This is a genomic window from Chryseobacterium sp. OSA05B (assembly GCF_019970065.1).
Taxonomy (GTDB): domain Bacteria; phylum Bacteroidota; class Bacteroidia; order Flavobacteriales; family Weeksellaceae; genus Chryseobacterium.
This window is the reverse complement of record NZ_JAHXYH010000006.1, coordinates 228,556-241,460: the sequence shown is the minus strand read 5'-3', so window position 1 is coordinate 241,460 and position 12,905 is coordinate 228,556. Positions and strand designations below refer to the sequence as shown.

Genomic DNA, 12,905 nt, shown 5'->3' with positions numbered 1-12,905 from the left:
AAATTTTTTGTTTGTGCTTTGAAATAACTAAGAAATACGTAGGATTATGCCATTGAGTAATGGTTGTAAGAAGAAAACGTTCTTTGTTAAAATCTGTTTGTGAATGAATATTTTACAACTGGGAACGCGTTCAAAGACCATAAATTGTTTTTCTTGAAAAATACAGATCTGATTGCAAGCTATTTAGAAATTTATTCATATATTTGCACCTCGAAATAACTAAAAATTTATAAACAATGTTTGCAATTGTAGAAATAGCAGGGCTTCAATATAAAGTTGAGCAAGACCAGAAGTTGTTTGTAAACCGTTTAAAAGGAGAAAAAGGAGACAAAGTTTCTTTTGATAAAATTCTTCTTACTGTAAACGGTTCAATCACTGTTGGCGCCCCAGCTGTAAGCGGAATCACTGTAGATGCAGAGATCCTAGACCACGTAAAAGCTGATAAAGTAATCGTTTTCAAAAAGAAAAGAAGAAAAGGTTACCAAGTTAAAAACGGTCACAGACAATCTTTAACTCAAATTAAAATCACTGGTATCACTGGTTTTGAAGGAGGTTCTAAGAAAGCTGCTAAAAAAGAAACTGTGAAAGCTGAAGTTCTTTCAGACAACGCAACTGTTAACTTTAGTGAAGATCACGAGCTGAACTATCACTTGAAGAAAAACAACTTGTCTCAGTCTAAAGAAAACAGAGAAACTTTAATTACTTTAGGTAAAGCAGTTAAAGTTGAATTAGAAAAAACTATTCTTACTCACGAAGAAGTAGATGCTGCTATCGTTAAGAATATTGATACATTTAAAGCACTTAACAAATAATCCAGTAATAAAATGGCACACAAGAAAGGAGTCGGTAGTTCCAAGAACGGTAGAGAGTCTCACTCTAAGAGATTAGGTGTGAAGATTTTCGGTGGACAAGAAGCTATTGCCGGAAATATTATTATCAGACAAAGAGGTACTCAGCACCACCCGGGTGAAAACGTGGGTATGGGTAAAGACCACACTTTGTTTGCACTAGTAGACGGTAAAGTAGTTTTCAGAAAGAAAGCAAACAACAGATCTTTCGTATCTGTAGAAGCAAACGCATAATCATTTAAGCGTTTTATAAAAAACTAAACCTCGGCATTTGCTGAGGTTTTTTTATGTCTATATGCATCGATTGCAAAAATATTTTCGTTAATATTCCAATTATTGTGAAATATTTATATATTTGTTAACTATCAAATAACAAATCATTTGCGGATGCCGAAAAGCGTATAGAGTAGGCCAACAAATTAAAACAAATTATTATGAAAAATCTGAAGAAACTAACGAAGAAAAATCTGAAGGACATCAATGGAGGTGCAGAAAGATGTCCTCCTTTAGCTAACTGGTGCTCGGAATGGTGCTCATGGAGTGTGTGGCAAAAAGCACATTGCTTAAATGCTGTACTTGATATGCCTTGTGACTGCTAATCTTTGTTCAAAGAAATCAAAACCAATTTAAAACAAAACTAGTATGAAAAATTTAAGAAAATTATCTAAAAAGCAATTGAGAACAATAGAAGGAGGAGCTTTGGCTTGCCCGCCACCTGCAACAACCTGCGGAGAATGGTGTTCATGGACTCCACAGCAGAGACTTAGATGTCCTAACATGGTTATGGATCCGGATCCATGCGGATGTTAACATAAATAAAGTTATTGAAAATGGCCTCAGCATAAGCTGAGGTTTTTTTGGAGGTTTTTTTCTGGAATAAATATTTTCGTTAATATTCCAACTATGGTGAAATATTTTTATATTTGCTTAATAATCAGATGAAATTGACTAGCGAAAGCCGAAAAGTATTGAGAGTAGGCGCACAAATAAATACAATACCTATGAAAAATTTGAAAAAATTGACCAAGAAGAATTTAAAAAGTATTAACGGAGGTGCAGGACAGTGCCCTCCTACTCCAAGCAAGTCATGTGATACATGGTGTAGATTAACACCTTGGCAAAAAATACATTGTTTGCGGGATTTTGATGAGTCTTGTGAGTATTGTATCTGATGATGATTTAATGTTAAAAAAATAAATAAAACTAAATAGTTATGAAAAATTTAAAGAAACTAACCAAGAAACATCTTAAGCAAATTAACGGAGGAGGATTGTGCCCGCCAAACCCAATTACCTCATGTGATATCTGGTGCGGAATGACGCCTTTACAGAAAATGCGTTGTCTGCTTTATGTTGATGACGGTTGCGAATGTCCAATATAACATCACTATATTCATTGCTCATGAACTTTAATAAAAACGGGCTGCGTCTTTGAAGATGCAGCCCGTTCCTATCTTATGATTAAAATCCTACCTGGAATCCGGCTTTTACTCCAAATGTTGAGATGTCCGGTCTGTCAAGGTAATTTCCTCTCCAGTTAAAATCTACCCTGAAAATTCTCAGGTTTCCGATTCCGATGTTTTCAATCCCGAATCCGTATTCAAAATAGACCTGCTCACTTGGTGCCGAATATTTAAATCCATCTACGTTGATGGCTTTGGAAGCATCGCTTAAAGTTCCGTACGCGCTTCTGATAAATGCGATTTCTCTAAGCTTCAGTTTCTTGATCAATGGGATATATGATAAAATCTTTCCATTGAAATGATGTTCAAGGTGAAGGGTTGTATAGGTGTCCGCTACAAATTCATAATAGTTAAGCTGCGCAAAAGTGTTCTGTGCTAAACTGTAAGACTGGTTTCCGGGAACCACGTTTTGCAGAGCTAAAGGAACGGTATCGAACGTTTTTCCAGCCTCAAAGCTCACAAGGGTTTTACCCCAGCTTCCCATCAAAACAGGTTTGTAGAACATGAACTGAAGTCTGTTATAATTGAAGTCACCGTTGAAAAGGCCTTCAATTCCTCTTGTATATTTCAGGATGATCGTTGGTGCCAATGTTCCGTGCTCATAGCGGTCTACGCCGGTCTGGGAGAATTTGGCGCCTGGTCTGGCGATTAAGCTAAGGGTAACGTGAGAATCATTAAGGGTTTTGCGTAAATCACCATCGCGGAAGTACATCAGGCTGAATTTCTCGGGATTGGCAGATTTAATACTCTGTAAAGTTCCGTCCACTCTTACCTGGAAGTTTTTCCATGGCTCAATGGAAGCGAAAATATTAGTCTTGTTAATGGAGCTTAAAGACGCATTTTCTCCTCTTGCAAAAAGGGTAGAAGAGGCAAAAGTACGCGCCATAATTCCGTCATCGGTGGTAAGCTGTACTCCGAGCTGTTCAATATCCCGTTTAGTCCCTGCTCCGATCATAAACCGGTTGACTCTGTTGAACATATAGCGTGCTTCAGCTCCATATTTCACCTTTTGATCCTTAAAGCCATAAGCTGTATAAAACTGAACTCTCCATGGGTCATTTTGCCCGAAATAAGTTCTCGCTCCCAATCTTATTCTGTCGCCTTCCACTTCATTTTTCCCATAAATTGAAAAAATAGGACCGATATCAATGCCTTTAAAAGCATTGTAGTACCCAGATGCCAGCGTTTCGTAAATTTTTACGATACGGTTGAATTTTGGAGTTTGTTGAAGTCTGTCAAGCATTTCATAAACGCCCTGCTCGGCTTTGGATAATGAATCCGGTCTTGCTTTTACCCAGTATGCATCGTCTTTATCCACAAATTTTGCGTCGTACTCTTCTGCTTTTCGTGTAAAGGTTTTGTCGTCAATAGGCTTGTTGAATTCATATTGTGAATAATCTACCGAACGTTTTGCGATAATACTTTTAGAAGTTCTCTTTTTGGCGAAAGGGGTAAGTTCGATCTCTGTGATAAACTTTTTCGGCAGAAATGTATTTTCATCCGGATTATCATATTCCAGCTCTGTGGAAATACTGTTGATAAAGTTAACGTTGATTTTCTGTGTAGATTTTAAAGTCGCCCCCAAAACCGCATAGCTGTCCGTGTCTATATAAAGATAGCCCTGGAACGCCAGAACCTCTTTTCTTTTGGGCTGATATCTGATCTTGTAGGCATTTTCACCACGAATGGAAATCGTATCTGTTAAATTATAATCGTAAGTGCTGAAACCGTTTGAGCCTACAGGACTTGGAAATCCGATATCAAAATAATTTAAGGTGTTATCGTAAATATTAATATCCCTGTAAAGGTTTTTAGCAGTAATGGTGATTACCTGGTTATCCTGGAATCCTGAAGTCTTCTGAGCGACCAGTAATCTTTTTGTCTTTTTTCCGGGTTTGTTTTCTCCGAAATTTTCATAGATCGATTCATTCAGGAAGATAGGAAGCCCTATTTTTCCACTGGCTGTAGAATCTGCATACTCAAAGATAAAATCCAGTTTATTGAAGATTTTCTTACTCATGAAAGCGCTGTCCAGATTGTTAGCGTCAAACTGAATCTTTTCGTACTCTTTGTAAGTATAGGTATCGAATTTTTCTAAACCGTTATTTCTTTTTCTTTTCCACACTTCCTGCATGATCGCGTAGGCAGGGTTTTCCTTCTTATTTTTATATTTAGGTTTTTCGTTGTGGATCACAATTTCATCGATGGTGCTTACCTTCTCCTGTGAAAGTTTCACGAAGACATTTTGAGCATTTTCCGGAGTAACAGTCACTGTTTCCGTAGAATAATTCTTTTTCGAAAATTTTAGTTTAGTAATAATACTGTCAGACTGAACTGTGAAGCTTCCCACGGAGGTCTTCAGGGCAGGTTCAGTATGGTCATTGATAAAAATATCTACACCAGTGATTTCTTTATTGGTTTTTGCATCTGTAATCCTTCCGTTTGCTGTGTTTTGGGCATACGTAAGAGTGGATATAAAAAGCAGAAAAAAAAGGTTGTAATATTTAGAGTTGTTATTTAACATCATTTGGTACTTCAGGCAATTAGCACAAACAAAAAGCGTGCTGTTTATTTAAAAAAGATCATATTTTTTAACGTTTTCTATGAAAAATCACAAAACTACAAATGTAATGAAAATAACAGTAAAAGATTGTGATCATTAATTGCTTACAAGAATGCATTTCATAGCAAAATAAACACTGCTCAAGGGATAAAGAGAACGATGTAAAAATGAGGATTAATTGTTGAAACAGATTTTCATTATTCACAGCTTTTCCACAATTTCTTCACGCTTTAAAATCATTTATTAATAGGCTTTTCACAGGTTTCTGGCACATTATTCACATTTTATCCACGTACTTCTCAGGTATTCTCCATGATGTATTCATATCTTGCCAATAGTTTTTCCACAGGTTATTAACAATGTTAATTGACTTATTCCTAGTTGATTATTTGTGTTTAAAACGTTTTTCCACAAATAGGAGTAGTGGATTGTGGATATATTCAGTTACCGGAAAAAAGATCGAACTAATTTTCTTTATTGTTTTGTGGAAAAGTATCGGAGTGAGGGTGTATTTAGAACTTGCGGCTGCCTGTTTGTGTATTTCAGATAGATATTGATTTATTATCTGAATTAAGGACATAAAAAAAGACCTACATTTCTGTAAGTCTTTTTGCTCCTCCTGCTGGGCTCGAACCAGCGACCCTCTGATTAACAGTCAGATGCTCTAACCAACTGAGCTAAGGAGGAATTTTCCTCTGTTTAAGGTGCTGCAAATATAAAAGGAATATTAATATCAGGCAAATTTTATCCCTAAATAACAGCCGATTTTAACCAAAAATGTTGAATTTCAGATAGAAATATTTCAACCCCTTTTTTATTTAACTCTAATAATCTTCAAATAAATGACGGAAATAGTGCTCCGGAGATTCTAAAAAATTCTTTGTTAACTGGTAATGCTCGGTTTCTTTATAATTTGTCTGTTGAATTTTATCGTCCAGTAAATAAATTTCTGCACCGGGATAACACATTAGAATGGGTGAATGGCTGGAAATAATAAACTGCGCTTTTCCTGCTTTTTCCAGTTTATGAATGATGGAAAGTAATGAAAGCTGTCTTTGAGGGGAAAGTGCAGACTCGGGCTCATCAAGGATATAAAGGCCATTCTGGAAGTGATTGTGGAATAATGAAAGGAAAGCCTCGCCGTGGGACTGCTGATGCAGAGACTTGCCTCCGTAGGCATCAAGAACCCTTCTGTCTTCTTTGGCAACTTCATCGATATAGGTGGCAAAGTTGAAAAAGCTCTCAGCTCTCATGAAAAATCCCTGAGCAGTTTTGGTTTTCCACGAGAGAGTAAGGTAGTCTGACAGTCCGGATTCGGTCTTATGAAAATCATATCGGTGATTCCGGCTTCCTCCTGCGGCATTGAAATCACATTTTTCCGCTATGGCTTCCAGTAAGGTGGATTTCCCGATTCCGTTTTCGCCCACGAAGAAGGTGACATTGCTTTTAAGTTTCAGATCTAAGCCGTTGCTCAGAAAAGGCAGATTGAAAGGGTAGTCCTTAGGGCGCTCGTCTTTTAAATAAATCCTGGATAGGTAGGGCATAATGTTTGTTTGATTGCAAATGATGGAATCTGTCAAGCAAAATATATGCAAAAAAAACAGGAATGCCTCATGAGGCATTCCTGTTTGAATATTTATACTGTAGAATTTTACTTCTTTAAGTCTTTTAGTATTTCCTGAACCGCCCGTTCCAGCTGAGGATCGTTGTCCTCTTGTCGGTCGAGGAAGGTGTTTTTAATGTAAATATCCGGTTTTACACCCGTTTTTTCAAGATTCTGTCCATCCAGGGTATAGGTTCCCCAGGAAGGAAGTCTGTAATAAGAGCCATCCACAAGGCTTTTCCCTGAAGTAAAGATAATCCAGCGATAGGTATCCTGACCGATGATTTTCCCCAGTTTCAGTGCTTTGAAACCGGCAGCAGTCATTTCAGCATCACTTAGTGATCCTTCATTAATCAGCAGGACGATAGGTTTTCCGGCGGGAGCAAAGTTAGGTTGCGCAGTCATTTTTCCTTCACGGTATTTCCATTGCAGATAAGGCTTTTGAGCAAGGAAATTCAATACTTTATCATGGACATTTCCGCCGGTGTTGTATCGTAGATCGAGGATCACGGCATCTTTCCTGTTTTCCTGCTCCACCATATCCAGAAGGAAATGATCCAATTCATCAGTAGACATGTTTTTCATGTAAGAATACGCAATGCGGTTGTCGCTGAGCTTATTCACACGTTGACGGTTGTTGAATATCCAGTCGTCGTAAAGCAGTCCTTTTAAATCTGTATTGGCAATCGGATGTACTTTCGTAGTTATATTTTTTCCATTACGGCTGAAAGTAAGAATCAGCTCATCCTGTTTTTTCGGACTTGTGAAATAGGCTTCACGGTTTTCGTTAGGGTCAATATTTTTCCCGTTAACGGCTATTAGCTGATCTCCGGGCTTAACATCAACCCCTGTGCGGAATGCCGGAGATTTTCGTACAATGCTTTCTACGGTATAAGGCTGGTCTGCTTTAAATACAATTCCGGTTTCATTGGTAAAATAGTTCAGATATTTGGTTTCCTCTTTTCCGGTTGAGGAAAACCCGGTGTGTGAAGAATTAAGTTCACCCAAAAGATCATTTAATAAAATTCGAAGATCGTTTCTGTTATTTACATACGGAAGATATTTGGCGTACTGTTCTTTTTTTGCTTTCCAGTTAATGCCGTGAAAATTTTCATCATAGAAGTTTTCTTCAACGCCCGTCCAGGCTTCATCGTACATTTGAGTGAATTCGGAAGCCAGATCCTTATCAAAAGTATACTGAATATTAATTTTTTCCGGTTTTAATGCCTCCAGGGTCATCTTGTAAATATTGCCTTCTATTAATGCAAAAATATTTTTTTCAATCCGGGTGATGTTAGAGGCTTCTTTATCGAAGACCTTCTCAGACTTTGCAGGCTCAAAATCTGTGAAAACTTTTTTGAATAACTGCTTTTTTCCATTATCCTGATTGGAATTAAACAATAGAATTTCTTTCTTGTCCTCAATAAAAACTGTAGGATCGTCCTGGTATCCATATCTGTCGGTAACCAACTCGATTCTTTCCAGCGTGTTTTCAGGATTAACTTTCAGTTCCTTTATAACAGGTTCTTTCTCTTTCTTTTTGTCTTTGCTTTCTTCTTTCTTCTCTTTGGTGTCCTTTTTTGTTTTAGTGGATTCTTTGTCTTTTTTCTCTTCAATAAAAAGCTTGTCGAATTTTTCCGATTTATAAGGTTCATCAAACCAGTCCAGCGCCATGCGGTAAATGTTGGATTTTTGCATCCCTAAAGGGTAAGAAGGGTTGGTTCTGTCGCTGCTGAAATAAATGTATTTACCATTGGGAGACCAGAAAGGATCTTCCTCCGAAACACCGGTATTGGTAAGGTTGATGGTCTGGCTTTTTTTGATGTTATAAATGAGAATATCCAGTTCGAAATTCCTTTTTGCGGAGAATAATACATATTCGTTATTGGGCGAAAAAGAAGGCTTTGAATTTTGGAAAGCCCAGATTTCATCTTTTACAATAGTAGTAGAATTGAAACTTTTCAGATCCATTATTCTTACTTCATCGCGACCGCTTAAGTAAACTGCTTTTGAAAGATCGCTGTTAAGGGTTATATTACGGTTATTCCGTACATCATGAGTTAATTGCTTAGGTTGGCCTTTTCCGTCTGCAGTAATGCTAAACCAGTTTTGATAACCTTTGTCCGTCTGATTGAAAAGTAAGGTACGATTGTCTTTCAGCCATTTTGCTTCCATTACACGCTCCTTTCCATTAGATATTTGTTGGGTGAATTTTCCTTCGATATCAGAAACGAAGAGAACACCACGACTTACAAAAGCCATCTTTTTGCCATCCGGTGAAACATCATAATAGGAAATGTTGTTTTCTACACTGAAATTCTGCTCTTTTTCCAGTGTTTTATTGGTGTTGAGGCTTGTGTTCAGAACATTAGTGCTTTTTGTTGCTACATCGTAGATATAGAGCTGGTAGTCCTTTTCAAATATGACTTTAGATCCGTTTGCTGAAACAAAAGGTTTTTTGATGGAGGTGTCAAACTGGGTCAGCGGTACCTTTTTACCATTTTCAATTTGATAAAGGTTATATTCATTGTTATTCTCATCGGAGATAAAATAAATACGGCCGTTTTTATCTACACTTGGGTTGAAATCTTTTCCCTCGTAATTCGTGTATGATCTGAAAGAATTGGTTTGTGGATTGTATCCAAGAATATCAGGATTGTTTTCTCCTTTATAACGCTTACGGTGTATCTGATTGGCTGCTTCCGAAGAGCTGGTGAAAAGATATTCTCCCGCAGGGGTTTCAGCGATCCCGCTGGTGTTATTGAAGTAATTGTTGAAAAGCTTTTGTGGCGTTTTTCCTTCAATAGTCGTTTTGAAGCTTCCAAAATTATTATTCCTGTTTGAGGTAAAATAAAGCGTTTTGCTGTCCCATCCCCAGTTTTCTATTTCATCTTTTCCGGTATGAAAGGTAAGCTGTTTGATGGTTCCGCCTTCAACGGGCATTATATAAACATCGTAATTACCATACTGATTGGAACTGAATGCCAGCCATTTTCCGTCGGGAGAAATGCGGGGATTGATTTCTTCTCCGTCTAAAGCTGTGATTCTGGATGCGTTTCCTCCATTAGAGTCTACTTTCCAGATATCTCCGTCATAAGCGAAGTAGGCTGTTTTTCCGTCGGGACTCAATGAAGGACTGGATAAAAAATAAGACTTTTCCTGTGCTGAAATCTGAATGATGGAAAAGGCTGTTAATAATGAAATATAAAGTTTTTTCATGAAACAATTTGAGATTTATATCCTATTATAGTATTATTTAATGCTAAGATATAATTGATTTCTCAAACCCGAAAAGTTTAAAGCAAAAAAAACACCTACAAATGAATGTAAGTGTTTGTCCTTAATGGCTCCTCCTGCTGGGCTCGAACCAGCGACCCTCTGATTAACAGTCAGATGCTCTAACCAACTGAGCTAAGGAGGAATGTCCTTTGTTTTAAGTGGTGCAAATATAGGACGAATATTTATACCTTACAAATATTTTTTAGAAAAAATTTCAAAAAAATTATAAACTTCCGGTCACTGCTTTGAAAATGTCGCTTCCGAAGATCAGTAACATCAATCCTAACAGGAAGATAACCCCGATCATCTGTGCATTTTCAAGTACTTTTTGCGGTACTGGTTTCCCCGTAATCACTTCCCATAGGGTAAATAATACGTGACCACCGTCAAGACCCGGGATAGGAATAAGGTTTAGGAACGCCAACCATACAGAGAACATTGCTGTAAAACTCCAGAACATGCTCCAGTTCACCGATACCGATCCGTCTTTCGACTTCTCTACCGGCATATTCTTTATGATCGCTAGCGGACCTCCCACTTTCTTATATCCCTGAACTTTTTTGTTGAATACCAGTTTAAACTGCTTCACCTGATACGTCAAACTTTCGATACTTCTCGTAAATCCTCTTCCGATAGACTGCATGAAAGTGAAATGCTGCGTATTGGCATATTTCTGAAGCTGCTTGTAAGAAGCAATTCCCAAAGTACCTTCCTTAGAAACCTCAAGGCTTAAAGGCTGTACTGCGCCGGCTCTGATGACCTCCATATTAATAGTCTTTCCTGCATTTTTTACAACAACCCCTTGCAGCTCGTCATAATAACTGATTTTCTGACCGTTTACCGAAGCCACCTGATCTCCTATTTTTAAACCTGCTTCAGCCGTTTTAGGATTTACAATGGTATCAATTACCGGTGCATATCTTGGCGTAAGGAATGCTCTTGGATTTTCATCTTTGAAAGCCAGTGCTTTTCCGTCGTCATTCGTGTTAAAAGTAACATCCTGACCTTTTCTTAAAACCGTTACCTGATCACTTAGTAAAATATCTAAAGACAGTTTATCCAGATTGTTCTGAACTTTTCCGTCTACTTTTAAGATCTTATCACCGTCCTCAAAGCCCATTGCTTTTGCAATATTGGTATAATGCATCGGTGCTTCCACTCTCGTGGTATCAAAAGAAGTTTCTCCATTGAAATACGAAAGACATCCGAAAATAATCCATGCCAGGAAAAAGTTAACGGTAACGCCGCCAAGCATAATGATCAGTCTCTGCCAAGCCGGTTTTGATCTGAATTCCCACGATTCTGCAGGTTTCTTCATCTGCTCGGTGTCCATGCTTTCGTCAATCATTCCGGCGATTTTCACGTAGCCACCGAAAGGAAGCCATCCGATTCCGTATTTCGTTTGCTCCGGATGTTTTCTCCAGTCGTTGTCAGGAAGTTTTGATATATCGATAGGAACTTCTTTCTCTTTTCCGTCTACCACGATAGTTTCTGTATCCGGAAGGTTTTTGGAAAGAAATTTATACTGCCATTTTCCGTTGATCTTTTTCATTGAAAAGATCGAAATCCATGGATCGAAAAACAGGAAGAATTTCTCAGCTCTGGTCTTAAACCATTTTGCCGGTAAAAAGTGTCCAAGCTCATGAAGAACCACTAAAATAGAAATACTTAGTATGAACTGGAAAATCTTGATTGCTAATTCCATTAATAAATTTTAGATTTTAATTTGCAAAGGTAACAATTATCAAAACTATGCCAAATAAAAAAGCCTCTCTAAATGAGAAGCTTTGTCATATATTTAGCGGATTTTACAGATTGAAAGAAACACCGATACTGCCGTTGTTGCCTACTTCTGCAAAAACACCCACTTTCTCCGTGAAAAAGTAACGGGCTCCGATGTGCGCCCCGATTCCAAAATCCTTACCCAGCACTCCTACGTCTACACCAGGATAGATATCCCATTTGGAGGGCAGATCAAGAGCTTCCTGAAGGTGGAAATTCAGTCTTCCGAATACAAAAACACGGTTGTCTTTGTCATTATCTTTATAGTCACCAAAATACGCATTAAGACCGGCACCTACCGAAATAAGTTTGTTCAACCCATAGTCATAAGTTCCCGTAACTCCCGTTCCATAGCCCCATGCACTCAATCCCAGCTGAATTTTCTGGTCACCTTTTCCTGTATAAGCCTGAGCATTGGCTGCCGTTCCGAAAAAAGCGATCATCAACACAAAAAACAATTTCTTCATAAACTTTACTTTTATTAAATGATAATAATGAAAAATATCCTCATCAAAAATAGAACCGAAATCATTGGAAAATCGTATTTTTATTGAAGTTATTTAACAAAGTTTATGAGAATAGCAGGACTTAATTTAGATATTGTCTGGAAAAATAAAGACAAAAATTTTCAATTGATCGAAGAACAGTTTAAAGATGTGGAGGCTGATATTTTCCTGCTTCCTGAAATGTTCTCTACCGGCTTCTGCATGGATGCGGCTGAAGTTTCGGACAGGAATGAAGAATCTCTGGAGTTTCTGAAGAAAATGGCTAAAGAAAAAAATGCAGTCTTCTGTGGAAGTGCTCCCGTAGAACAAGGGGGACATTTTTACAACAGAATGTACTTTGTACAGCCGGATTCTGAAAGTTTTTTCTACGATAAAAGACATCTGTTTTCATTTTCAGGAGAAGATAAAGTGTATAGTCCGGGACACAAAAGGGTCATTGTGAATTATAAAGGATTCAGGATCCTGTTGCAGGTTTGCTATGACCTTCGTTTTCCTGTTTTTGCAAGGAATAATGATGATTATGATGCCGTCTTATATATTGCCAACTGGCCGGAGAAAAGAGTGGGAGCCTGGGAACATCTTTTGAAAGCTAGAGCAATAGAAAATCTGTCTTTTGTCTTTGGTTTAAATCGAATTGGGACAGACGGAAATAATCTTTTTTACCAGGAAAGCTCGCACTGCTTTTTTGCTGATGGAACTGAGATTTCTCAAAAGAACGGAAATATCATCTCTGCAGAACTGAATATGGATGAATTAAAAAATTTCAGGCAACATTTTCAGTTTCTGAACGACAGAGATCAGTTTTCAATTGAATTATAAGAGTAGATTGAGGCTAAGGTTTAGGTTAATATTCATGCTAAAC

The 12,905-nt window shown here is 37.7% G+C and carries 10 protein-coding genes and 2 tRNA genes; 5 read left to right on the top strand and 7 right to left on the bottom strand.

Translation table 11 applies throughout. The features are described from left to right. The first annotated feature begins 236 nt into the window (after positions 1–236). From rplU to LC419_RS20880, 4 genes are all read left to right on the top strand, one after another. Positions 237–812 carry a 50S ribosomal protein L21 gene (gene rplU, locus LC419_RS20895; protein WP_072925762.1) on the top strand — a complete coding sequence of 192 codons (576 nt, stop codon included), beginning with the start codon at positions 237–239 and terminating at the stop codon, positions 810–812. Positions 813–824: 12 nt separating this feature from the next. Next, complete coding sequence (rpmA, locus tag LC419_RS20890) at positions 825–1,082, top strand: 50S ribosomal protein L27 (RefSeq protein WP_034726841.1); 258 nt, start codon at positions 825–827, stop codon at positions 1,080–1,082. A 200-nt stretch (positions 1,083–1,282) separates the two neighbouring features. After that, positions 1,283–1,447 carry a hypothetical protein gene (locus LC419_RS20885; RefSeq protein ID WP_223609156.1) on the top strand — a complete coding sequence of 55 codons (165 nt, stop codon included), beginning with the start codon at positions 1,283–1,285 and terminating at the stop codon, positions 1,445–1,447. 43 nt (positions 1,448–1,490) lie between these two features. After that, complete coding sequence (locus tag LC419_RS20880) at positions 1,491–1,658, top strand: hypothetical protein (protein ID WP_165571884.1); 168 nt, start codon at positions 1,491–1,493, stop codon at positions 1,656–1,658. A gap of 650 nt (positions 1,659–2,308) precedes the next feature. Here the strand turns inward: LC419_RS20880 and LC419_RS20875 are convergent. From LC419_RS20875 to LC419_RS20845, 7 genes are all read right to left on the bottom strand, one after another. Then, complete coding sequence (locus LC419_RS20875; RefSeq protein ID WP_223609155.1) at positions 2,309–4,837, bottom strand: DUF5686 family protein; 2,529 nt, start codon at positions 4,835–4,837, stop codon at positions 2,309–2,311. Positions 4,838–5,486: 649 nt separating this feature from the next. Then, positions 5,487–5,560, bottom strand: a tRNA-Asn gene (locus LC419_RS20870). 137 nt (positions 5,561–5,697) lie between these two features. Continuing rightward, entirely contained in the window at positions 5,698–6,417 is a 720-nt protein-coding gene (locus LC419_RS20865) for an AAA family ATPase (RefSeq protein WP_223609154.1), read from the bottom strand. A gap of 107 nt (positions 6,418–6,524) precedes the next feature. Continuing rightward, on the bottom strand, positions 6,525–9,695 hold the full coding sequence (locus tag LC419_RS20860; protein WP_223609153.1) for a S41 family peptidase: 3,171 nt from the start codon (positions 9,693–9,695) through the stop codon (positions 6,525–6,527). 125 nt (positions 9,696–9,820) lie between these two features. After that, positions 9,821–9,897, bottom strand: a tRNA-Asn gene (locus tag LC419_RS20855). Positions 9,898–9,978: 81 nt separating this feature from the next. Further along, a complete protein-coding gene (gene rseP / locus LC419_RS20850; protein ID WP_223609152.1) occupies positions 9,979–11,460 on the bottom strand; it encodes an RIP metalloprotease RseP in 1,482 nt (493 codons plus the stop codon). A gap of 103 nt (positions 11,461–11,563) precedes the next feature. Then, a complete protein-coding gene (locus LC419_RS20845) occupies positions 11,564–12,004 on the bottom strand; it encodes a DUF6646 family protein (RefSeq protein ID WP_072925753.1) in 441 nt (146 codons plus the stop codon). A gap of 105 nt (positions 12,005–12,109) precedes the next feature. Here LC419_RS20845 and LC419_RS20840 point away from each other — a divergent pair, with 105 nt between their 5' ends. Then, entirely contained in the window at positions 12,110–12,862 is a 753-nt protein-coding gene (locus LC419_RS20840; protein ID WP_223609151.1) for a nitrilase-related carbon-nitrogen hydrolase, read from the top strand. Positions 12,863–12,905: the final 43 nt, after the last annotated feature.